The sequence below is a fragment of the Streptomyces sp. CT34 genome (assembly GCF_000805335.1).
In the GTDB taxonomy this organism is placed as follows: domain Bacteria; phylum Actinomycetota; class Actinomycetes; order Streptomycetales; family Streptomycetaceae; genus Streptomyces.
The window spans coordinates 491,840-513,457 of the sequence record NZ_KN708638.1; the positions used below are offsets into that span (position 1 = coordinate 491,840).

Consider the following 21,618-nt stretch of genomic DNA (forward strand, 5'->3'; position numbering starts at 1 on the left):
AGGGTGCTCCCCTTCTGCGACGGCACCCGTGTGTGGAGGAGGGCCCCATGACGACAGGCGCGAGGGACCGGGCCACCGGGCCGACGACCGGCACGGAGCCGGAAGCGACCAGAGAGTGGGCCGATTTACCCGAACGGGCCGCCAGGATGGTCGAGTTGCTTCGGCGCAATGCCGCCCGGACCGAGCAGGACCGGAGGATCGCCGAGGAGAACATCGTCGCGCTCGAAGAGGCCGGCCTGTTCGGCATGACGATCCCCGAGCGGTTCGGCGGCCACCAGGCGAGCATCCGCACCCTGGTCGAAGTGAGCTCGGAACTCGGCCGCGGTTGCGGATCCACCGCCTGGATCACGAGCTTGACCAACATCTCCGGCTGGCTCATCAGCCTCTATCCCGAACGCACGCAGCGCGAGGTATACGAGGCCAACCCCCGCGCCCGCGCCTGTTCCGCCCTTCCTCCCCAGGGCACGAGCGAGGCGGCCGACGGGGGGCAGATCATCTCCGGACGGTGGGGCTTCGTATCCGGTTGCCTGCACGCCGGATGGGCACTGCTCGGTACGCCGGTGACCGGCACGTCAGGCGAGCAGCCGGACCAAGGGCTGGCGCTGGTCCCGATGGAACAGCTGACGATCGAGGACACCTGGCAGGTGACCGGGATGTGCGGCACCGGAAGCAACACCCTTGTCGCCAACGGCGTCTTCGTTCCTGCGCACCGCATCCTGTCGCTGACCAAGGCGAGGCGCGGCGAGTATCCGACCGAGTTCAAGAACGAGGCCCTGTACCGCGCGGCCTTCGTCCCCACGCTCGCCCTGTCCCTCGCCGGTCCGCTGTTGGGCCTCGCCCGCGGCGGACTGGAGCTGGTACTGGCCTCTGTCGCCAAGGGGCGCGGTATTTCGCACACCTTCTACCAGGAAGCCCGCGAGGCACCCGCGACTCAGACGCAGCTCGCCGAGGCCGCTCAGCTGATCGATACGGCCGCCCTGCACCTGATGCGTGCGGCCGACGACGTCGACAAGTGGGCGGTGAGCGGCCGGTGCATGCCCGTTCCCGACCGGGCCCGGGTGCGGATGGACATCGCCACCCTCGTCCGCCGCTCGCGGGAGGCGGTGGACATCCTGCTGAGCGTGCAGGGGGCCAGGAGCTTCGCCGACGGGAACCCGTTGCAGCGCATCTGGCGGGATCTGGGGACCGGCAGTCGGCATGCGATGCTCAACCCCGCCATCGCGACCGAGATCTACGGCCGGTCCCTGCTCGGCATCGAGGAGCAGATCACCCCGCTGATCTGAGACGCTTGCCGAGCGTCCATCACGCCGGTGCTGCCGCGCGCACCACCCCGGCCCGATCTGCGAGGACTTGTCCGGGCGATCACGTGATCGCTTCACGCTTGGATCACCGATCCCTTCGGCCGACCGCTGTGGGCCTCGCCGGCGCGGCGCTGCGCGGTGCCGGCCGACTCGGCCGCTCGGTCCCCTGCGCAACGTCCCTGGCCGACTGGCAACTTCAGACGGCCGGTCGCGGCTCCGTGGCGGAGCCGCCCGCCAAGCGAACCTGCCGCTGATCGTTCGTCCGCGGACACAGCGGCCGGTCGATCCGCCGCGGCTGTCTCCGTCATGGGGCCGACTCGTCGGGCCCCACTATTGTCGGTCCCCACTATTGTGGGCGTTTTGATGCCACGGGCCATGGGGAAAGAGGGCATGCAGTTCCTGCTGATCGCGTATGACGCGAAGGACGAGCAAGCACAGCAGCGGCGACTGGCCGCACGTGAGCGGCACTTGGCCCAAGGGCCACCGTTGGTCGCAGAGGGCAAGGCCCTCTTCGGCACCGCGATCCTCGACGACGAGGGGCGGATGGTCGGCTCCATGCTGGTGATGGATTTTCCCACGCGCGCGGAGTTTGATGCCTGGCTGGAGACGGAGCCTTATGTGACGGACGGGGTGTGGGCCGAGATTCAGGTCCAGCCCTGCCAGGCGGGCCCGGTGTTCCTGGAGGCGTTGGGACGCCGGTGATGGGCGGCTCATAGCGATACGTGTCCGATGGCTCAGGTGTCGGGCCCAGCTCATCGGACATGTTCCGGGATCCCGGAATGAGCGATGAGCCGCTTCGCCTCACGGTCCTGGGTGCGCCACGCCGTACCCGTCGATTGGTCGGGCGGCGGAGGCCAGGACGTTGGCTGCCGCAAGTCCGCCATCTGGGAGACGCCTCAGTCGAGGAGTCGCCGGAGAAGCGTGAGCGCGCTGCGGAGTTCGGTCCGTTCGGCGCCACTGAGGCGGCCGGCGATCGCATCGGTGAGGTTTTCGTGGCCGGCGTCCCGGCGTTCGGTCAGCAGGCGCTTGCCCTCATGTGTGATGTGGAGCAGCTTGCGTCGCCGGTCGTGGGGGTCGGGGATGCGCTGTAGGAGCCCTCGGTCGACCAGGCCGGCCGCGGAGACCGTGACGGACTGGTGAGTGATCTTGTCCAGTCGGGACAGGTCGGCGACGGTGTGCGGTCCCTCGCGGTCGAGCCGTTTGAGGATCGAGACCTGCGACAGGGTCACTTCGCGAGCCGGTGATACCGCCCTCTGCTGCCGGACCAGAGCGCCGACCAGGAACTGGAGCTCATCGGCGATGGCCGCGGCGTCCGGTCCGGTGGCCGCCTCCATGCCCATGGCTGCCGCATCTTCTTCCATGGCGCTAAAGTACAGGATAACTGCGCAGTTCTGTTGCATATATGGGGCCAGGGGGAAGTGGACGCATGGTGAGCGATGGCGAACTGGTAGCTGGTGAGTTCACGGTCGGCGGGAGGCGGCGCAGCTTCACGATCCGGCTGCCGCGAGCGGTGGCGGACGATGGGCAGGTGCCCCTCGTGCTGGTGCTGCACGGCAACCATCCGGACGCCGGCGGCTGGTTGATGCGCGAATGGACCACGTTCGACAAGCAGGCGGATAGGTGGAGCTTCGCGGTCGCCTATCCGGATGGCTACGAGGGGTGCTGGGCGGACGGCCGTGGTGTCACCACGGCGGACGAGGCGGGCGTGGATGACATCGCCTTTCTCCGCGCGATCGTCGACTGGTCGGCCGGACGGTACGGCACGTCGCCCGAGCTGAGCGTGGTGGCGGGAGTCTCCAACGGGGCTTTCATGGCCCACCGGTTCGCGCTGGAAGCGAGCGCTCAGGTGGCGGTGTTGGCGGCCGTCGCCGGCGGGCTGCCCGCGGCCCTGCGCGGTCTGCAACCGACGCATGCGGTGTCGGCGATGCTGATCCATGGCACGGCCGACAGGGTCTCACCGATCGAGGGCGGGTACTCCCGACACCGTGGGCCCAACGGGGAGTTGCGAGGCCGGACGTTGTCGCTCCAGGAGACGGCCGAGCGCTGGCGCGCCATCGACCGGTGCCCTCCCGGACCGGGCCGCACGCGCACCACCGAATTCTCCGGCCGGACCGCGGCCGACGGTGGCGTCGGCGGTTCCCGGGTCGTCGCCTGGACGGTGATCGGAGGCGGTCACACCTGGCCGGGTGTAGCTGCCGCTCCGGGTGGGGCCGAGCCGACCAGTCAGGAATTCGACGCGGCCGAGGAGATCTGCCGCTTCGCCGAGCCCCTGCTCGTACCCGCCGGCGCCCGGCGGCTTTGAACCCCTCCCCCGCACCCTCCCGACAAGGAGAAAGCCATGGCGTTGCTGGGCAAGTTGCTGAAGAACCGACGGGCGGGCCAAGCGGGCCTCGCCTGGAACTCACCGAACCTGGGCGGGGAGAACACGCTCGCACTGAGCAGTCCGGACTTCGAGGAGGAGGCCACGATGCCGACGGTGCACACGGCGACGCGAGCCGGCGGCAAGGACCTGTCGCCGGCCCTGACCTGGTCTCCGGCGCCCGAGGCCACGGCGCAACTGCTCTTGGTGGTCGAGGATCCCGATGCGCCCACCCCCGCGCCGTTCGTCCACTGCGTCGCCCTGCTCGACCCCTCGGTGACCAGCCTCGCCCAGGGGGCGCTGGACGCGGAGAACCCTGCCGACGGCGTACGCCCACTGCGTTCGGGTACGGGCCGCGGCTACTTGGGGCCGGCACCGATCAGGGGCCACGGCCCGCACCGGTATGTGTTCCAACTCTTCGCTCTCACCACACCGATCACCTCGGGTTCGAGCGGTGCCGCCCTGGCCGGCGCGAAACCGCGCGACGTACTGGCCGCCGCCGGTGACGTCCTGGCTCGCGGCCGTCTCGACGGGATGTACGAACGAGCCTGAGGCGTCGGGACATCCGGCAGTCCGGCGGCCGGCGTGGTCGGCGTGACTGGGCGGCCGGCGTGCCCAACTATCACTCCTGGGCGGGGATGACCGTCGGTGTCGCTCACGGCGGGTCCTGAGGAAGGCTGTTCCGCTGCACGGGCGAGAAAAAGTGCGTGGGCCTGGTCACCCCCGCCGGAATTTCCGGCCCCTGAGTATTTTTTCTCGGCCGGCGGCGAACCGGCGGGTAATTGACGGTCCATTCTGAGTCCGTTTTCCCAAACCGGGCCGGATTTTTCTGGGATGACCTGCCGCAATGCCGCAGTTCACGCACGAGGGTCGGCATCCGGTTCGGCTCCGCGACGTGTCGGGCGTGGACCCACGCAGGCGGAATTCCGCATCTGGCCGATTGTGACCTGTTCTCGGTAACGGTCGCTGCGTCACCGTGGATCTCGACCGAGCCGAAGTGGCCCTCGCAGCTTGCCGAAGGGGAACTTTTGCAGGGATCGATCCCAGTGCCTTCGTAAGGCGAGAGGCAAGACGAGAGGCCATGGCTGCCGTCCGGAACGGCTTCTGATGGTGAGCAGATGACTCACCCGACCCACGGCTTCGGTAAGACATTCATCCACTGGAGTGCGGGCCCGCCCGGAAATCTCGCGGGCCGCCCTTCGAAATCTGCGTACACAGGGGGTAGCAGCGAGATGACGAACACCACCGAAGTCGGAATCCACGATCAAGTCACCGCGCTCATCGACGGCTTGGAGCAGCACCGCGTCTACGGCAACGACTACTTCGCCTTCCTTGAGAACACACCGTGGACCGACCGGGCCTACGACTTCCACCGCGCCAACTTCTTCCACCGGACCGAGGGCACGGTCAAGGGCATCGCCTATGTGTGCGCCCAGGCGGCGGCCCACGACGACCGCGACACGCTGGTTCTGTTCTCCCATATCCTCAATGAGGAGACCGGCAACGGTGAGGCGGCGCACTGCCACGAGTTGCTGATGGAGAACTCCCACAACCTCTACGGCCGGACCGAGTTCGGCCTGCCGCCGCTCCTCGTGCGGGAGGCGCGGGACAGCGACCTGGTCATTCCCGAGACGGTGGCCTACCGCGAGCGCACTCTGGAGCTGCTGAGCAGCAACTACCACCGGATGCTGGGCGTGGCGATGGCCCTGGAGTCGCACGCCGACAAGATGCTGCAGGTCTGCCGTACCGCATTCCGCAACAACCGGAAGCAGCTGCCTCCGGACGAGTTCGTGGACAACGTCGAGATCTACTTCAATGTCCATGTCGGCGACGAGGGCGTCGAGGAACGCCACGCCGCCGACGCGAAGAAGTGCGTGCTGAACAACTGCCACACCGATGCGGACGTCGCCGAGATCTCCTATGCGGCGACCGAGACCCTCAACATCCAACTGGACATGTGGAACGCGATGTACAAGGCCGTGGCCACGAGTTGAATTCCGCAGCGGGAGAGGCGACACCTACCATCGTGCAGAAGAATCGCGGCATCTCCGATGCCATCCTGCGTATACCGGAATCGGCGACTCACGGGACCGCGGCGAAGCTCGCAGCCCTCAACCGTGGTCTCCCCGAGGACGAGCAGATCATCGATCTCAGTATCGGCGCGCTGGACACACCCACCGATCCCCGGATCGACTGCGGGGTCGTCGAGTTCGTTCAGAAGCGCTCCGACACGATTCATGCGTTCGCGCCCATCAAAGGGTTTCCGTTCCTGTTGGAGTCCATCGCCGCACGGGTGGCTCGCCTCCACGGAATCTCGTACGACCCGGACAGTGAAATCATGGTCACCCCGGGCGGTGTGAAAGGTTCGATTTCGGTAACCTTCCACGCGCTGCTGAATCCTGGCGACGAGGTCGTCGTTCCCGTGCCCAACTGGCCGCACTACGCCGACATGGTGCGGCTGCACGAGGCCGTCCCGAAAACCGTCCGGGTCACGGCGGGCGACGGCTTGACGGCGCCGGCTCTCGAAGAGGTGCTCTCCGGGCGAACCAAGATCGTCGTACTGGGCGACTGCATCAACCCGACGGGCAAGGTCTATTCGACCGAGGAACTGTCGGCGCTGGCCCGGATCATCGCCCGGCACAACCTGCGGCGCGAGGCCGGCGGCGAGAGCCCGGTCCACGTCCTGTTCGACACCCCCTACGAGGCCCATGTCCTGGGGCCCCGTGCCAAGACCTTCGCCGCCATCGACGTCCAACTCCCCGACGGCAGTCACTGCTCGATGCGGCCGTGGACGGTCGCGGTGACCGGCCCGGGCAAGACCTACGGCATGCACGGCGACCGGATCGGCTACCTCTGCGGTCCATCGGACATCGTGGCGGCGTCCGCCCGCGCACAGGTCAACCTCACCTCGTTCGCCTCCACTTATGGCCAGGTCGCCACGCATGTCGCGCTGCGGCCGGAGATGGACGAGGTGGCGACCGCCAGAGCGAGGGCCGCGCGCACCAATCTCGACGCCATGGTGAAAGAGCTCGACGCGGTCCCCTCGTTGCGGATCAACATCCCGCAGGGAGGGTACTTCCTCTTCGTCGACTTCTCGGCCTTCGCCGACGCCTACCGAAAGCGGGGGTTCCGCACCGCCGACGGGTTCCTGCTGGACGAGGCAAAGGTCGCCACGATCTGCGGCAACCACTTCGCGGAGGGCGAGCCCCTGGACCACTTCGTACGGATCAACTGCGGCCGGACGGGCGCGCTCCTGAGCGAGGCCGGCAGACGGATCAGGAACGCCCTGAGTCGCCTGGAGTCCTGACGAGCAGTGACGCAGGCAGGCACACCCACCGGAGGCGACTGGAGTGGAGCAGGAGATCACGGACACCTACAAGCACGGACTCCGTCGCCGTCGGGAAGAACGCGACGAGGGGCGGGGGGCGGCCCGCACGCGCCCGCCCCTGCCGCCCCCCCCGTACGTTCCCCTCGGTGAGCGTCCGCTGAGACGCTTTCCCCAACTGCTCGTCGGTCTCGCCCTGTACGGGTTCAGCCTCTCGGCCATGGTGCGCACGTCTCTGGGCGTCAACCCCTGGAGCGTCCTCTACGAGGGGCTGGAGCACCACACTCCCCTGAGCTTCGGCATGATCAGTGCGCTCCTCGGCGTTCTCGTGCTTCTGCTGTGGATCCCCCTCAAGCAGAAGCCGACGTTGGGTACCATCGCCAACATCATGGTTGTGGGGTCCTCGTCCGACCTGGGCCTTTCACTCATCCCTCAGCACCTCGGACTGGCCGCCCGGGTCGGCCTGCTCGTCGGGTGTGTGGTGCTCAACGGCCTGTCCGTCGCGGTCTATGTCGGCGCACGCTTCGGCCCCGGCCCCCGGGACGGACTGATGACCGGCACGTCCGCCGCGACCGGACGTTCCATCCGGCTGGTCCGCACCCTGATCGAGCTCACCGTGCTCGGCGTGGGCTGGCTCCTGGGCGGGAGCGTGGGCGTCGGCACGGTGCTGTACGCCCTGATGGTCGGCCCGGTCACCCAGTTCTTCCTGCCCTGGTTCGCCTACCGACGGACCGCCGAACGTTCCGTGGCAGCAGCGGGACCCGTGATCGGTAGACGCATCCGGCGGTAGTCTGCGGGCGGGTTGGCGCAGCTGCCCGAAGGTCCCGGCTCGCCTGCACGACGGTGCGACACCCGCCCCGGCACATCGGTCACCGGTGCTTGCCCGCGGCCACCCACCGGCGTGCGGTGGACCGGCCCCCCCGAACCGCGGGCACCGCGCGACGACCGGTACCCACACCGTTTCGTACCGGGCGGGACACCGCCCACAGGAAGGAGCACCACCGTGCGGATCGCAGTTCTCGGCGCGGGCGGCGTCGGCGGGTACTTCGGCGCCCGCCTCGCCGCCGCGGGCGCGGACGTCACCTTCGTCGCCCGCGGCCGGCACCTCGACGCCCTACAGCGCCAAGGACTGCTGGTCCGCAGCCCGTTGGGGGACGTCCGCACGCCGCCCGCCCGTGCGGTGGCACAGGTCGGCGAACTCGGCCCCACCGACCTGGTCCTCCTCGCCGTCAAGCTCTGGGACACCGAGGAGGCCGCCGCCCAGCTCGCCCCCCTGGCCGACCGAGGGACGGCCGTGCTCTCCCTCCAGAACGGCGTGCACAAGGACAGCGTGCTGCGCCGCCATCTCCCCGAACAGAACATCCTCGGCGGCGCCTGCTTCATCGCCGCCCACATCGAGGAACCCGGCGTCGTCACCCACACCGGCACACTCCAGAAGATGGTCTTCGGCCCCTACCACCCCGACCGCCGGCCCCTCGCGGAGGAACTGCTCGCCGCCTGCCGCGCAGCCGGCATCGAGGCCGAGATCAGCGACGACATCGCCCAGGTGATCTGGCAGAAGTTCGTCTTCCTGGTCGGACTGTCCGCCACCACCACAGCCGTACGCCGGCCCATCGGCACCATCCGGGACAACCCGCGCACCCGCACCCTGCTCCGCGACATCATGGCCGAGACGGTGGCGGTGGCCCGGGCATCCGGCATCGCACTGGACGAGACGTTCCCCGACGACCGGCTCGCCTTCATCGACACCCTGCCCCCGGACATGACCTCCTCCATGCACCACGACCTCGAACGCGGCAATCGCCTGGAACTGCCCTGGCTCAGCGGCGGCGTTGCCGACCTGGCCGCCGAACTCGGCCTCGCAGCGCCCCGCAACCAGACCGTCGCCGACATTCTCGCCCCCTACACCCTCGGAACGCCGAAGGACTGAGGAGACGTTCCGGCCATGACCTGAGGAGACATGGCCACTCGGGAGACGGTGTGGCCGGCGAACCATGGCCCCGTTGAGGCTGCTGCCCTCGACGATGTGGCTGTCGCACTCGGCGCGTTGGCGATCCCCAACGCGGTCGTCGTCGGGCATTCGCCGGCCGGCATGGCCGGCGCGCCTGGCTGGAACGGGCACCCGGACGCCACCGCCACCGCCACCCTCGACGGACACGGGGCGGGAACCGGATCAATACGTGGGTGTGGACCGCCAGTACATCGAACGGCGGGTGCTGAGTAGAGGCACCCAACGCGGGTAGGGGCACGCGCACCCACCACTGCCCAACTACCGGCCGCCCTCACTCTCAGCTGCCAACCTGACCTGTCGGCCAATCAATCACCAACAGAGCCACGGACGGATCGCGGCGGCCGGCATGTTCCCAGGATTCCGGCCCGACGTCAGCCTTCCGCTTCACGAGCTGATGTGTACAGCGCGTGAAGAGTGTGGCGTTTGATCCACCACACCCCACCGGGCGTGCTTTGCTCATGCTCATGACGGGATTCGCAGCAAGGGTTCCCGCTGCAGTGCGCGCGTTACGCATTGCGACCCCATACCAAGATGAAAGGACGCCCATCGCCATGAGCAACACCTCTCCCATTGAGACCCGTGAGATAGCCGACGCCGACCTGGACGGCATAGCCGGTGGCCTCTCCGTCGGTGGCACCGTCGACGGCCTCGTCGCGAAGGTCACCCAGGGCCCCGGTGGCGTGCCTGTCCTGGAAGGCTCCGTGAAGTCCGTCGGCGTCAACGTGTCGGACATCCCCCTGGGCCCGATTACGCTCTGAGGCACGGCTTTCGCATGGTTCTCAGTCACCGGACCCCGACACCGCCCCCGGGCCGCCGGGGGTAGTTCGGCCTCCTGCTTACGTAGGGGCAGCTGACAAAGTCTGCGCGTCTGTAGGCGAGTTCGGCGATCCGGGACCGGGGCAGGCGGGGACCGTCGCTCGCCGGCGAGGAGCGCACAGACCCGTTCCCGCCGCGGGGTGAGCCGACCCAGGCCCACATCGGCCGTTTCGGCCCACTTCCCCGCCGAGCGACAACAGATGCCGAGGCTCAATTCGGGGCCCGGCGTGACGTCGGCCTTCGCGACTTGGTTGTGGTCGTGAAGGCCGACGTTGGCGTATGGGGTGAGTACGGATGTCGATGCATCCCTATGGGGACAAGCAGGATCGATCCCGTCGGAGACGGTTCGGGTGGCGCGAGCGGCGTTTCCGATGGGACGCTCGCGATCAGGGTCCGGGACGGGCTGGGGCCGAGCGAGCCTGGCTCCGATCGGAACGCACGGTTCTCCTCGGCGGTGGGCGTCGCTGACTCACTGGACACTCCCTTCCGGCGCGGATCGGCCTCTGCTCACGAAGGGCTTGTTCGGCCTGAACACAAGGAACACCGCCGGCAGGTCCAAGAGGACGTCGGAGGCAGCGCACACGCTGGCGGCAGGCACCTGACATCGGCGACGCACGCTGACGGGGAGTCGAAGGTGATGCGGCGCCTGCCTCTCGTCCCTGCCCCCGACTCCCCGCGCGTGATCGAGATGCTCTCGTCGGGGGCTACCTGGCGCGAATCCTGAACGGCAACGTGCGGTGGTAGAACGACGTGTCGCCGGTTCCCACCGACACACCCGCGTCAACGTTGGCCGCGGGAGCGTCCCCTGCGACCGCCAGACGCATCCGGTAGACGGCGGTGGCGCCGGGTGCCAGCGGTGTCTTGGCGATCGGGATCAACTGGGCCCCCATGCCTGGGTCGCAGCCGCCGGGCACCAACGACACGCGCTGCCACCCGTGGCCGGGCACATACTGCTGCAGCACCAGGTCCTTGGGGGCCACGGCGCGGCTGCCGCTCTGACCGTAGGCGAAGTACCCCGCGCTGAGCGCCGGGTAGGCCCGCTTGGTGGTGTTCTCGACCGTGAGCTCGAACTCCTTCGCCGCCCCGCCACGCACCAAACCGGCACCGCGCGGCCAGCCCGTGACCCTGGTGGTGGGCCGGTCGACGACGGCGTTGCGCGTTGGTGCGCGGTAGGTGTGGCCGTGGCCGTCATTGACCGAAACGGTCACGGCCAGGCGGCCGGGGCGGTCGATGGCCTGGACCCGGAGGGCCACCGTGGCGGGGCGGCCGGGGCTCGCAGCCGCCGAGACGGGGAAGGAGAACCTTCTCTCGTCCGGCCTTTCGTTGCTGACCGGTTGGACGTCCAGGTCGACCCAGCGGTGGCTTTTCTCGTCGTAACGCTGGATCAGGAGAGAATCGGCGATGAAGCCGCGCGTGGTGACGTCCAGGCTGACGGTGCCCTTGGAGACCGGGGTCCGCAGGGTCACGTTCGAGGACGACCAGAGGCCGATCGGCGCCTCCGGAGCGAGGCTGTAGGAGAGCTTCTGCGCCGCATTTCCGGTGACGGCCGTGGCCGGGGCGTTTTCCGTCCCGGCCGCGGCATTCGTCCGCGTCGCCGCAGTCATGGGTCCCGTCGCAGCAGCACCGCAGCTCGGAGCGGACCGTGCCCCCGCAGTCGCCGCTGCGGGGACCGCCTGCCCAGGAGCCGCCGCCCCGATCACCAAGGCCAGCCCGGCGACCACCGTCACCGCGGAGCCGGCGGTCGCCTTCCACGCCCTCACGGGCTGTTGTGCCATACGTGTCATGTTTCCCCCACTTCGTACTGGACACACCGATGTGCATCTCTGCGAATGATGAGGCGACTCTGGAGTACAGGGTTCCCGCAAGCTCCTGAAATGGCGCATTTTGACGGGAAAGATACGGTCTCGGAGATACTCGCGATCCTCAACCTTCATGCGGCGCAGGGGCATTATCGACGCCGCGACCACGCGCAACTACCTGCCCCCCGGCCAGGCGCCCAGGGGCAGCAGACAAGTGCACACCGAACTTGAGGAATGCTTCGTCGATCACCACCCGCGACAGTGCCCCGTTGCCCAAGTCTTCGGTTCCACCATCTGGATGCCGCTTTCCTGTGATGCGAACTGATCGTTACGATCCTGGCCACTCGGCTTCCGGCAGGAGGGGCAAAGGCGATGATCGAGGCTGTGGCGCTTCCGACGCCCTGGCAGGTCAGGTTCCAGGCCGGCGACAACGAGGGCCTCGCCGACACGCTCAAGGGTGGTATCGGCGGTACGGCGGGGATGCGGCCGCATGAACTGCTGGAGGCGGCGTTGGCCACGTGCATGACCATCTCCGCGCGGATGGCACTGGCCGAGCTGGGCTTCACCGATGCTGAGGTGAGTGTGCGGGTCCATCTGGAGCGCGAGGAGTCGGCGACGCGGTTCCGCTACGAGCTCGCCCTCAACCCGGCGCTGGAGGTGCACCGGTCCGCGGTCACGAAGCGCATCGAGTGCTCGCCGGTCCGCTCCACACTGAGCAGGCAGCTGCTCTTCGAAGCTGCCTGACGGACAGGCTCAGGCGACGTTGGCTTTGTTGACGAGTTCCGGCAGCGGTTCCTGCTCAACAAGCTCGTGGGTGTGCACGAGCAATGATGGTGCCAGGGCACTGAATGATGGTGCCAGGCACTCGCAGCATGACTCGGTGCTGTTCTACCAACTGTTGAAACTTCGTTGAATAATCCGGGTGCTCACTGCGCCGCCGCTGACGCGATCGATGGCATGAAGGTACTCGTGATCCGCGCAGGGCCAGGCCATACGTCCGTAGCCGCGAGGGGAACGGCCCGCTGCCCGTGGAGCAGCGGGCCATCGAGTCGGGCTTGCGGGCCGTCAGGCGGTTTGGGCGCGCGGCGCGCCATACGTCGGGGGCAGGCTCGTGCGCTGCCCCCTGTGCCACGTCCCGCCAGCCATATCCCGTCAGCCATATCCCGCCGTCACAGCGGCCGTCGGAGGACGCGACCTGCCTCTACTCGACCGACTGCGTCGCCACCACCCACGTCCCCACCTGACCGACGAGCGCCCACCCCGGAGCGCGCGATGGACACCACGCTGTACGACCACCTCGCACACTGCCTCACCACCAAGTTCCGCGTCGACCCGGCGGCAGTCCGCCCGCAGGCGACCTTCGACAGCCTGGACCTGGACTCGCTGGCCCGGCTCGAGTTCCTGCTGACGCTCGAGGACGACTTCCACGTGGACATCGACGAGGAGGAGGCCGCGGCCGTCACCACCGTGGCCGCCGCGGTGGATCTGCTGGAACGCAAACGGGCACCCGCACCATGACCACCGCCGCCGTCGCGGTCACCGGCATCGGCCTGATCACCCCCGCCGGCATCGGCGCGGCCCGCAACTGGCGCCGCCTGCTCACCGCGCGGCCCACCGCCGCCACCGACCCCGAACTCGCCGGCCTGCGCGTCGACATCGCCTGTCGCGTACCGGACTTCGACCCCGAACGGCTGCTGGACCCCAAGCTGGTCTGGCGCCTCGACCGCAGCGTGCAGTTCGCGCTGATCGCCGCCCATGAGGCCGTCGCGGACGCCGGCCTGGCGGCGGAGCAACCGGATCCCACGCGTACGGCCGTCGTCATGGGCACGGGTTTCGGCGGCATCAGCAGCCTCCAGGCCCAACACGCCCGCCTCCTGCGCAGCGCCCCCGCCCGGGTCTCCCCGCTGACCGTCCCGATGAGTCTGTCCAACATGGCCGCCGGATGCCTCGCCATCGAGTTCGGCACCCAAGGGCCGAACCTGTCGGTCTCCACCGCCTGTGCCGCCGGCGCCACCGCCATCGGTGTCGCCCGCGACCTGCTGTTGTGCGGCCGCGCGGACGTGGCCCTGGCCGGCGGCACGGAAGCCTGCGTCACCCCGCTGATCGTCGCCGGATTCGCGAAGATGGGAGCCCTCTCGTCCAGAACCGGCGACCCGGCCGGCGCCTCGCGGCCCTTCGACCGGTTCCGGGACGGGTTCGTCATCGGGGAAGGCGCCGGCGTTCTCGTCCTGGAGACCCAGGCACACGCCCGCGCCCGCGGAGCCCACATCCGGGCCCTGATCAGCGGATACGGCGCCTCCGCCGACGCCCACCACCCCACCGCCCCCCACCCCGACGGCACCGGACTCGAGCACGCCCTGCGCGCCGCCCTCGCAGACGCCGGCCTCGCGGACCGCGACATCACCTACACCAACACCCACGGCACCTCGACCCGGCTCAACGACACCGTGGAAGCAACGACCCTGGTCCGCGTCCTGGGCTCCCAGGCGACCATCACCTCCACCAAAGGCGTCACCGGACATCTGCTGGGCGCAGCCGGGGCGGTCGAAGCCGCCTATACGGTCCTGTCCGTCCAGCACCACACCATTCCCCCGACCGCCAACCTCACCACCCAGGACCCCGCCATCCACGCGGACGTCGTCACCTCCCCGCGCCCCGGCCGGATCCGCGCGGCAGTCAGCAACTCCATGGGTTTCGGGGGACAGAACGCGGTGCTTGCCTTCACTGCCGCGTGACGGCCGGATGTACGGAATCCCGGCCGGGACCCCCGCACTCCACAAGCCGAAGCGGTCCGCCGGACGAACCGGCGAACCGGCACGAAACGTTCGGGCTGGTTGGCCGGCGAGACATAGCCGCCGATCGGCATGCGCCAGTACGAGCTGTCGCCCACCGCACCGCTGTATGGGCCGTCGTGGTGGGCGGAGGCGGTTGCGGGATCGTTGGCGACCTCGTTGCCGCCCATGCTCTCGATGGTCCCGTCGCCGTTGACGGCTGTGACGATGGCAACGTGATCGGGGACGGCACCGCCAGAGCCGCTGCGACCATGCTCCTGACGCTGGTGTTCCGCGTCTTCCGAGATGTCATGATTCCCCCTCCGCTTCAGCTGATCCGGACGCAATCGCGGTGAGCCGACGTAACTGATCGGCGGCCGGCCGGGCCCTGCTCCCCCACTCCTGAACGGCGGTGCGCTTCCCAGTACTTGCGCACCACGAACACGTCTGGCAGGACGGGAGAAACACCCGATGGAATAGCCGTGACCCGATGGGGATGGCCATGAAAGGACCGGGTCCACCGGTCCGTGATGGGGGCCGCCCCGTTGGAAGCGCAGGGCTCGCTCGTCGGCGGCTCGCAGCTCCCGCCCCCTTGGCCTGGGACGATGCCTGCCCCGGCCACCGCCACTTCTCCACCATGGGTCCGGTCGGCAACCGGCTGGATTTCCTCGACCCCCTCCACCTGGCCTGACAGCCGTTGGAACGGCGGCCGGTCGCACTCCGGACCCAGGCCCGGCTGGGTGCTGGTGGCGCGTGACCACGACTTGCCGCGCTTTCCGCGACTTGGTCAAGATTGCGTCAAGTAGTTGCGTAATCCCGCAAGCGTTCGGGTAGAGTTTTTGCCGTTTGAACGAATGGAAGCACCTCGTTCGGTGAGGCGTCTTCACGGACACAGGCCACTGACCCCACGACGTCGAGAGACGCCCAGGTTCAGGACAGGTCTCCCCGGCCTAAGGGGTGACCCCAAGTGGCTTCCCCGGTAAGGGGATTACGCCGTGGAGTGCCAAAGCTCTGACGAGTTGGGGTGAACCAGTCATCAGGGACTGGTGCGCTCTTTACTGTGCCCGCTCGGCGCCCGCGTGCGCCCCGGCCAGAAGGAGGCGAGAGACATGGACGGTCATTGCAGTAGTCCGGGCCACAGTTGGCTCCGTATCCGTATGTCTTCTCCGACCTCCGGTACGCGGTAACCACCTTTCCTGCGCCTTCCCCCACCATGCCTGGCACCCGTACGGCCACCGGCCGTCCCGGGTCGCTGTGCTGCGCGCCCGCAGGGGGGATCGCCGCTGCGTACCCCAACCTCCCCCGCCGGGGGACCCGGGAGGCTTCCATGACCAACCTCACCACCACCGCCACACCGCCGACTCCAGCGCAGCGCACCGCGGTGCTCGATGACGCGCACGTGGGCGACATCCGCGGCGCGCTGGGCACCATCAAGCTCGACGACACCGCGCCCCGCACCGGCCTGTCAGCCAAGCTCAAGACCCTCCTGGCCATCGTCGGCCCCGGCCTGATCGTGATGGTCGGCGACAACGACGCCGGCGCCTTCGACACCTACGGCCAGGCCGGGCAGAACTACGGCACCAGCCTGCTGTGGACCCTGCTCCTGCTCATCCCCGTCCTCTACGTCAACCAGGAAATGGTGCTGCGCCTCGGCGCCGTCACCGGCGTCGGCCACGCCCGCCTCATCCTGGAGCGCTTCGGAAAATTCTGGGGCGCCTTCTCCGTCATCGACCTCTTCCTCCTCAACGCCCTCACCCTCGTCACCGAATTCATCGGCATCACCCTGGCCGCCGGCTACTTGGGACTGCCCAAGGCCGGCGCGGTGATCCTGGCCGCCGCCATCATCATCGCCTCCGCCTTCACCGGCTCCTTCCGCCGCTTCGAGCGCATCGCCGTCGCCCTGTGCATCGGCTCGCTGCTGCTGGTCCCGCTCTACTTCCTCATCCACCCCAAGACCTCACAGATGGCGCACGACTTCGTGACGCCCGGCATCCCGGGCGGTGCGGGCCAACTGGCAACCGTCATGCTGCTGATCATCGCGATCGTCGGCACCACCGTCGCCCCCTGGCAGCTGTTCTTCCAGCAGTCCTACGTCATCGACAAGCGCATCACCCCCCGCTTCATGCGCTACGAGAAGGCCGACCTGTGGATCGGCATCGCCATCGTCGTCATCGGCGCCGCCGCCATCATGGGCCTCACCGCCGCGACCTTCGCCGGCACCAACGGCCTCGGGCACTACACCGACCAGGCCGGAATCGCCGCCGGCCTGCAGGCCCACGTGAGCAAGACGGCCGGAGTCCTCTTCGCCATCGCCCTCCTGGACGCCTCGATCATCGGCGCCTTCGCCGTCTCCCTCTCCACCGCCTACGCCATCGGCGACGTCCTCGGCATCAAGCACTCCCTGCACCGCGGCGTCAAAGGCGCCAAGGGCTTCTACGCCGTCTACGCCGGCCTGGTCGCGGTGGCCGCCACGATCGTCCTCATCCCCGGCTCCCCCCTCGGCCTGCTCACCACCGGCGTGCAGACCCTCGCCGGAGTGCTGCTGCCCTCCGCCACCGTCTTCCTGCTGCTGCTCTGCAACGACAAGGCCGTCCTGGGCCCCTGGGTCAACGGCCCCAAGACCAACGCCTTCACCGCCGCGGTGGTCGGAGTCCTGGTCACCCTCTCCATCATCCTGACCGCCTCGGTCCTCTTCCCCGACATCAACTCCACCGCGATCCTCGACATCATGGCCGCCTGCGGCGTCCTCGGAGTCCTCGCAGCCGGATACGCCTTCACCCGCCGCCGCACCGGCACCAAGGAAGACCCGATCGACCGCACCGGCAAGGAGAGTTGGCGGATGCCCCCACTGGACACGCTCACCACACCGGTCATGTCCACCGCACGCAAGCTCGGCATGGGCGCCCTACGCACCTACCTGCTCATCGCGATGGTCCTGGTCGTCGTCAAGATCGTCCAGGTCGCACTGGGACAGTAACGACCGCCCTTCCGGGGCGGGTTGACCGCCCGGCAGGACGCCGATCCCGTCTCTCCCTCGAATGGAGGTTCACCATGCTCGCAGCCCTCGACCACGTTCAACTGGCTGCTCCGGCCGGTTCCGAGGACGTCCTGCGCGGCTTCTACGTCACCGCCCTGCAGATGACGGAGGTTCCCAGGCCGGCCGGACTGGCCCACCGGGGCGGCTGCTGGTTCGCCGCCGACGGCGGCCAGATGCAGATCCACGTCGGGATCGAGAACGACTTCCGCCCACCCCGCAAGGCCCACCCGGCGGTGCGCGTCACCGACCTCGACCAGCTCGCCGCCCGCCTGGAACAGTACGGCGCACCGGTCATGTGGAACGTCAGCATGCCGGGCCACCGCCGCTTTCACACCCAGGACCCGGTCGGCAACCGCCTGGAATTCCTCCAACCACTGCCCTGAGCCAACCCCGCCCCACCACTTTGGCCCGCAATGCCGTCGTGCCCCTGCGCGGCGGCCGTTGCCGGGCATGGGAGGTACCCGATGACCCGCGCCGACCTCGCCGCTCCGGGCCTGGCTCCGGCAACGGAATCGAACACTCCTGCCTGAAGGGCGGCCCGGCATACGGCCCGCAGTCCACATGGCCCACCCGGCCTGTCACCCGCGCCGCAACGCCGGATCACGAATCCGCCCGGCAACCATCGTCCAACCGGCACCAACTTCCCCTCGCCGACGTCACGTTGATGCGCCATGGCGCGCACGACCACCCACCCACGGAGGTGATACGCATGTCCGCACTCACCCACCACCCCATCCGTTACGCCGGCGCACCTGCCCGGCTCATCGGCCGGCTGCTCGCCCGGTTCACCCGCATCGTCCGGCGACTCACCGACAGCCCGCTCGACCACACCGTGCTGCACGCGACCTCCGCCCGCACCACAGCTCCCTCGCCGGCCAAGACATCCGCCCCGGCACGACTGCACGCCCAGTGGCGCATCGTCACCGGCGACGACGTCTGCCGCCACCTTGAGGCCAGCTGGCACACCGGCGCCTGACGCATCAACTCCAGCCGTTCAAAGCTGCACTGGAAGAGACCCCCCATGCTTGTCACGCTCGACGACGTACGGCTCACTGCCCCCGCCGGGTGCGGGCCGATGCTGCGCACCTTCTACGCCGATCTGCTCGGCATGCCAGAGGTCACCGGTCCGCCGGTACTCGCGATCCGCGGCGGCTGCTGGTTCACCGGCGAGCACGGTAGCGCCCAGCTGCATCTCGGCATTGCGGCCCCCGGCCCCGGCACCCGCACCCACCCCGAGCTGTGCGTGCGGGACATCGACGCCCTCGCCGACCGCCTCAGAAGCCACGGCGCGCCCGTCGTCTGGGACAACCAACACCCCGGACAGCGCCGCTTCTACAGCCTGGACCCGGCCGGCAACCGCCTGGAATTCCTCACCCCCACCGACTGACCAGCCTCGTTGGGCCCGCGGACCGGACCGTGCCAGACGGCGGTCCGCGGCGCTCGGCCGCCCATCGCCATCAGCCCTGGTTTCCGTCAAGTAGCCAGGCCGGGCCGCCCCGAAGGCCGCAGCCACCAACCGGCCACAAGCCGCCGGCCGACCAGCTCAGGATGTGCCGCCATGAAACGTCTGTACCGTCGCCTCTCCCAGCGTCCCACGACCCCCATCCGTCCAGCGCCAGCCCACTTCACACTCCACGTCATATGCGATCCACGAGTAGAACGCATGGTGCGAGCCCTGTGCATCGTGACATTCGCCTACACCGATGTCCGGATCAAAAGTCTCCACTCCTCCGAATCCGACGGCAGCGCCGAGATAACCATGGACATCACGCTCACCTCGGACGCAGCCACCGCGGCCCTGGAACGACTGGTCGTTCATCTGGCGCACATACCCCAGGTCAGCGCCCTGCGGTGGCACCCGCACAGCGGAGACGCCCCGGTCCCCGACCCACCGGCCAACCTGTCCCGCAGGGAAGAAAAGTCGCCGCATGCCGCCAACGCACTTTCCTGACCGGTGTCTTCACTGCCCTCGGCACCACTGCCGGCCACCGGCCGGCTCTTCACCCGGCATCAAGGATCTGGCTCGGTCAGTCGACGAACCCTGACCGGTCGAAGTCGTGCAGTCGGCCGCCGTACGATCCTCCGCGCAGACGGACGGCGCGACCGTCAGCCCCTTCCCCGGGATCACCTTCCGGAACGGTGCGCGGGTCGTGAAGTCGTACGTGAAGGGCAGACAAAGACGCTCCGGTGATCCGAATCGCCACGTGCCGCCGTGCGCGCGGGCACCCTTCCGGACATGACTCCCAGGCCACGTCCTGTCGTTGCGGGTCGCGCCATTCGGGTGTGAAACGCAGAAGTGCTGCGTGGCGCGCCCTTCGTTTCCCCGGCGTGAGCGACAGTCCGGTCCGGAGCCGGGAATCCTCGTCCGGCTGCGTTCCGGGCGGGAGAGCACGTGGGATATCTGTTGCTGTTGCGGCGACGGCCTGTCGCGGTGCTGTGGGCGGCCCGCAGTCTGTCCGTCCTCGGTGACCGCGTCTACACCATGGCGCTGATGTGGAGCGTGTACGCGAGCACCGGCTCGGCCTCGCTCATGGGCCTGATCGCGGTCGCCGAGTCGGGGCCCTACGCGGTCCTCGGCTTCCTCGGCCCGCGTGTGATCGCCCGGTTCTCCTCGTACCGAGCCCTGGCCTGGGTGGACGTGGCGCGGGCGGGCGTCGCGGTGACCCTGCCGTACCTGTGGTCGCCCGACCAACGCGGTCTGGCCGTCCTGCTCACCGGGGTGCTGCTCCTGGGCGTGCTGGGCGCCCTCTTCGATCCCAACCTGGCCGCACTGGTGCCCGGACTCGTCGAGCCCGAGCGCGTCCAACAGGTGACCGGACTCTTCGACCTGACCGTCCGCATTGCCCACATCGCGGGCCGGGCCGGCGGCGGCCTGTTGCTCCTGGTCCTCCCCAAGGTGCAGCTCTTCACGATCGACGGCATGACCTTCGCCGTCTCTGCCGCCGCACTGGGAGCGCTGTCCCGCCACCGCACCCGCCTGGCTCCCGCCGCGGTAGCGGAACGACGCTGCGGAACGCGGAAGCCGGCCCGCGCGTGGCCGCTGGTACAGGCGTGCCCGCAAGTCGGACTGGCGATCGCGGTACAGAGCTTGGTACCCCTGTGCGCTACCGCAATGACGATCGGCCTTCCCGTACTTCTCGCCGCCCACAACCGCTCCGGACCCGCCGTCTACGGTGTGGTCACCGCCGCCGTCGGCGTCGGCACGCTGATCGGCAACCCGTTGGTCAGCAACCGGCGCCCGGCGAACTGGGCGATCCTGTGCTGCGGGGCATGGGCGGTGGACGGTGCGGCCACGGCGTGCATGGGGCTGTCGGGCCAGCTGACGCCGCTGGTATCGCTGGCCGTGCTGACCGGAATCGCGGCCCCCACAGCGAGCGTGACCCTGCGCGCCTACATCGGTACCTTCCCGCCCAGTCAATGTCTGCGACTGATGGCGATCGAGAACACCGTGGTGCGAGTGGGCGGTTCAGCCGGGATACTGCTCCTCCCGCTTCTCGTCGATGTCTCACCCCAGGGCGCTTTCCTCGCGGCGGGCGGAGCGGTCGCGGTCGCCGCCACCGGCTCGCTGCTCGCGTCCGCTCACATCCCGCACTCGGGCACTGCCCCGGCCCTCACCGAGCAAGTCGAGGCCATGGCCACGGAGTAGCGCCAGGAGGAGCGAGGCGAGACGAACTGCCTGGAGATCCTCCGGGGGTGAGGGCCTGGTCTCCCGTGATGTGTCAGGACACCACCGACAGATCCGTCGCCTCTGCCGGAATCGGTGCCGAACCGGGCCCACGTCCGCCTGGCGGTTAACGGGTGAGGTCAAGCTCGCATCAAGAAGTTGCGTTCACGCGCAAGTCCGGGGCTATGCTGCTGAGCGTTTGAGAAGCATCAGGCACCTCGCTCGGCGAGGCATCTTCACGGACACAGGCCACTGACCCCACGACGTCGAGAACGCCCAGGTTCAGGACAGGTCTCCCCGGCCCAAGGGGTGACCCCAAGCGGCCAAGTGGCCTCCCCGGTAAGGGGGTTACGCCGTGGAGTGCCAACGCTCCGACGGGTCGGGGTGAACCGGTCATCAGGGACTGGTCCACTCCACGCCGTGTCTGTTCGGCGCCCACGCGCGCCCCTGCCGGAAGGAGGCGAGAGACATGGACGGCCATTGCAGTAGTCCGGGCCACAGTCGGCCCCGCGCCAGTATGTCCTCACTGACTTCC

Annotated in this window: 20 protein-coding genes and 2 riboswitches; of the genes, 18 read left to right on the forward strand and 2 right to left on the reverse strand. The window is 68.8% G+C overall.

The window, feature by feature from the left end; all coding sequences use genetic code 11:
- Window positions 1–47 precede the first annotated feature (47 nt).
- Both RZ84_RS02185 and RZ84_RS02190 read left to right on the forward strand, forming a co-directional pair.
- Window positions 48–1,283: an acyl-CoA dehydrogenase family protein gene (locus RZ84_RS02185; RefSeq protein ID WP_043262867.1), complete on the forward strand. Its 1,236-nt coding sequence runs from the start codon at window positions 48–50 to the stop codon at window positions 1,281–1,283.
- 408 nt (window positions 1,284–1,691) lie between these two features.
- Window positions 1,692–2,003, forward strand: coding sequence for a YciI family protein (locus tag RZ84_RS02190; protein WP_043262868.1), 312 nt, complete (start codon window positions 1,692–1,694; stop codon window positions 2,001–2,003).
- Window positions 2,004–2,197: 194 nt separating this feature from the next.
- On the opposite strand, the gene RZ84_RS42225 is transcribed toward RZ84_RS02190, so the two are convergent.
- Entirely contained in the window at window positions 2,198–2,662 is a 465-nt protein-coding gene (locus tag RZ84_RS42225) for a MarR family winged helix-turn-helix transcriptional regulator (protein ID WP_157878749.1), read from the reverse strand.
- A gap of 65 nt (window positions 2,663–2,727) precedes the next feature.
- Between RZ84_RS42225 and RZ84_RS34905 the strand changes: the two genes are divergently transcribed.
- The 7 genes from RZ84_RS34905 to RZ84_RS02230 all read left to right on the forward strand — a co-directional run bounded on the left by RZ84_RS34905 (window position 2,728) and on the right by RZ84_RS02230 (window position 9,754).
- On the forward strand, window positions 2,728–3,603 hold the full coding sequence (locus tag RZ84_RS34905; protein ID WP_052229706.1) for a CE1 family esterase: 876 nt from the start codon (window positions 2,728–2,730) through the stop codon (window positions 3,601–3,603).
- Between the two features lie 36 nt (window positions 3,604–3,639).
- Window positions 3,640–4,212, forward strand: a complete 573-nt coding sequence (locus RZ84_RS02205; RefSeq protein WP_043262871.1) for a YbhB/YbcL family Raf kinase inhibitor-like protein — start codon at window positions 3,640–3,642, stop codon at window positions 4,210–4,212.
- Between the two features lie 680 nt (window positions 4,213–4,892).
- A complete protein-coding gene (locus RZ84_RS02210; protein ID WP_052229707.1) occupies window positions 4,893–5,654 on the forward strand; it encodes an iron-containing redox enzyme family protein in 762 nt (253 codons plus the stop codon).
- Between the two features lie 32 nt (window positions 5,655–5,686).
- A complete protein-coding gene (locus RZ84_RS02215) occupies window positions 5,687–6,967 on the forward strand; it encodes a pyridoxal phosphate-dependent aminotransferase (RefSeq protein WP_043262872.1) in 1,281 nt (426 codons plus the stop codon).
- A 238-nt stretch (window positions 6,968–7,205) separates the two neighbouring features.
- A complete protein-coding gene (locus RZ84_RS02220; protein WP_241777519.1) occupies window positions 7,206–7,775 on the forward strand; it encodes a membrane protein YczE in 570 nt (189 codons plus the stop codon).
- 213 nt (window positions 7,776–7,988) lie between these two features.
- Window positions 7,989–8,915, forward strand: coding sequence for a 2-dehydropantoate 2-reductase (locus tag RZ84_RS02225; protein ID WP_043262873.1), 927 nt, complete (start codon window positions 7,989–7,991; stop codon window positions 8,913–8,915).
- Between the two features lie 632 nt (window positions 8,916–9,547).
- Window positions 9,548–9,754, forward strand: coding sequence for a hypothetical protein (locus RZ84_RS02230; protein ID WP_043262874.1), 207 nt, complete (start codon window positions 9,548–9,550; stop codon window positions 9,752–9,754).
- A gap of 762 nt (window positions 9,755–10,516) precedes the next feature.
- Here RZ84_RS02230 and RZ84_RS02235 read toward each other — a convergent pair.
- Window positions 10,517–11,416: a hypothetical protein gene (locus RZ84_RS02235; protein WP_078893513.1), complete on the reverse strand. Its 900-nt coding sequence runs from the start codon at window positions 11,414–11,416 to the stop codon at window positions 10,517–10,519.
- 567 nt (window positions 11,417–11,983) lie between these two features.
- Here RZ84_RS02235 and RZ84_RS02240 point away from each other — a divergent pair.
- The 9 genes from RZ84_RS02240 (at window position 11,984) to RZ84_RS02280 (ending at window position 21,065) form a co-directional block, all read left to right on the forward strand.
- Window positions 11,984–12,355, forward strand: coding sequence for an OsmC family protein (locus tag RZ84_RS02240; protein WP_052229709.1), 372 nt, complete (start codon window positions 11,984–11,986; stop codon window positions 12,353–12,355).
- Window positions 12,356–12,883: 528 nt separating this feature from the next.
- Window positions 12,884–13,129 (forward strand): acyl carrier protein, encoded by a 246-nt coding sequence (locus RZ84_RS02245; protein WP_043262875.1) that lies wholly within the window; start codon window positions 12,884–12,886, stop codon window positions 13,127–13,129.
- Complete coding sequence (locus tag RZ84_RS02250) at window positions 13,126–14,346, forward strand: beta-ketoacyl-[acyl-carrier-protein] synthase family protein (RefSeq protein ID WP_043262876.1); 1,221 nt, start codon at window positions 13,126–13,128, stop codon at window positions 14,344–14,346. The genes RZ84_RS02245 and RZ84_RS02250 overlap by 4 nt, the downstream gene beginning before the upstream one ends.
- Window positions 14,347–15,239: 893 nt before the next feature.
- Window positions 15,240–15,413: riboswitch (M-box (ykoK) riboswitch) on the forward strand.
- Window positions 15,414–15,709: 296 nt separating this feature from the next.
- Complete coding sequence (locus RZ84_RS02255; protein WP_043262877.1) at window positions 15,710–17,359, forward strand: NRAMP family divalent metal transporter; 1,650 nt, start codon at window positions 15,710–15,712, stop codon at window positions 17,357–17,359.
- A 74-nt stretch (window positions 17,360–17,433) separates the two neighbouring features.
- Window positions 17,434–17,802: a VOC family protein gene (locus RZ84_RS02260; protein ID WP_043262878.1), complete on the forward strand. Its 369-nt coding sequence runs from the start codon at window positions 17,434–17,436 to the stop codon at window positions 17,800–17,802.
- Window positions 17,803–18,128: 326 nt separating this feature from the next.
- On the forward strand, window positions 18,129–18,395 hold the full coding sequence (locus RZ84_RS02265; protein ID WP_043262879.1) for a hypothetical protein: 267 nt from the start codon (window positions 18,129–18,131) through the stop codon (window positions 18,393–18,395).
- Between the two features lie 45 nt (window positions 18,396–18,440).
- Window positions 18,441–18,806 carry a VOC family protein gene (locus tag RZ84_RS02270; RefSeq protein ID WP_043262880.1) on the forward strand — a complete coding sequence of 122 codons (366 nt, stop codon included), beginning with the start codon at window positions 18,441–18,443 and terminating at the stop codon, window positions 18,804–18,806.
- A gap of 171 nt (window positions 18,807–18,977) precedes the next feature.
- A complete protein-coding gene (locus RZ84_RS02275; protein ID WP_347232723.1) occupies window positions 18,978–19,370 on the forward strand; it encodes a hypothetical protein in 393 nt (130 codons plus the stop codon).
- Between the two features lie 441 nt (window positions 19,371–19,811).
- The gene (locus tag RZ84_RS02280; protein WP_043262882.1) at window positions 19,812–21,065 is read left to right on the forward strand and encodes an MFS transporter; all 1,254 of its coding nucleotides are present in this window, start codon (window positions 19,812–19,814) and stop codon (window positions 21,063–21,065) included.
- A gap of 228 nt (window positions 21,066–21,293) precedes the next feature.
- Window positions 21,294–21,474: riboswitch (M-box (ykoK) riboswitch) on the forward strand.
- The last annotated feature ends 144 nt before the right edge of the window (window positions 21,475–21,618 follow it).

Excerpts from the sequence above, each read along its gene's own strand:
- RZ84_RS02185 (WP_043262867.1), top strand. The coding sequence starts at position 48 with ATGACGACAGGCGCGAGGGACCGGGCCACCGGGCCGACGACCGGCACG.
- RZ84_RS02190 (WP_043262868.1), top strand. The coding sequence starts at position 1,692 with ATGCAGTTCCTGCTGATCGCGTATGACGCGAAGGACGAGCAAGCACAG.
- RZ84_RS42225 (WP_157878749.1), bottom strand. The coding sequence starts at position 2,662 with ATGGAAGAAGATGCGGCAGCCATGGGCATGGAGGCGGCCACCGGACCG.
- RZ84_RS34905 (WP_052229706.1), top strand. The coding sequence starts at position 2,728 with ATGGTGAGCGATGGCGAACTGGTAGCTGGTGAGTTCACGGTCGGCGGG.
- RZ84_RS02205 (WP_043262871.1), top strand. The coding sequence starts at position 3,640 with ATGGCGTTGCTGGGCAAGTTGCTGAAGAACCGACGGGCGGGCCAAGCG.
- RZ84_RS02210 (WP_052229707.1), top strand. The coding sequence starts at position 4,893 with ATGACGAACACCACCGAAGTCGGAATCCACGATCAAGTCACCGCGCTC.
- RZ84_RS02220 (WP_241777519.1), top strand. The coding sequence starts at position 7,206 with ATGGTGCGCACGTCTCTGGGCGTCAACCCCTGGAGCGTCCTCTACGAG.
- RZ84_RS02230 (WP_043262874.1), top strand. The coding sequence starts at position 9,548 with ATGAGCAACACCTCTCCCATTGAGACCCGTGAGATAGCCGACGCCGAC.
- RZ84_RS02235 (WP_078893513.1), bottom strand. The coding sequence starts at position 11,416 with ATGACTGCGGCGACGCGGACGAATGCCGCGGCCGGGACGGAAAACGCC.
- RZ84_RS02240 (WP_052229709.1), top strand. The coding sequence starts at position 11,984 with ATGATCGAGGCTGTGGCGCTTCCGACGCCCTGGCAGGTCAGGTTCCAG.
- RZ84_RS02245 (WP_043262875.1), top strand. The coding sequence starts at position 12,884 with ATGGACACCACGCTGTACGACCACCTCGCACACTGCCTCACCACCAAG.
- RZ84_RS02250 (WP_043262876.1), top strand. The coding sequence starts at position 13,126 with ATGACCACCGCCGCCGTCGCGGTCACCGGCATCGGCCTGATCACCCCC.
- RZ84_RS02255 (WP_043262877.1), top strand. The coding sequence starts at position 15,710 with ATGACCAACCTCACCACCACCGCCACACCGCCGACTCCAGCGCAGCGC.
- RZ84_RS02260 (WP_043262878.1), top strand. The coding sequence starts at position 17,434 with ATGCTCGCAGCCCTCGACCACGTTCAACTGGCTGCTCCGGCCGGTTCC.
- RZ84_RS02265 (WP_043262879.1), top strand. The coding sequence starts at position 18,129 with ATGTCCGCACTCACCCACCACCCCATCCGTTACGCCGGCGCACCTGCC.
- RZ84_RS02270 (WP_043262880.1), top strand. The coding sequence starts at position 18,441 with ATGCTTGTCACGCTCGACGACGTACGGCTCACTGCCCCCGCCGGGTGC.
- RZ84_RS02275 (WP_347232723.1), top strand. The coding sequence starts at position 18,978 with ATGAAACGTCTGTACCGTCGCCTCTCCCAGCGTCCCACGACCCCCATC.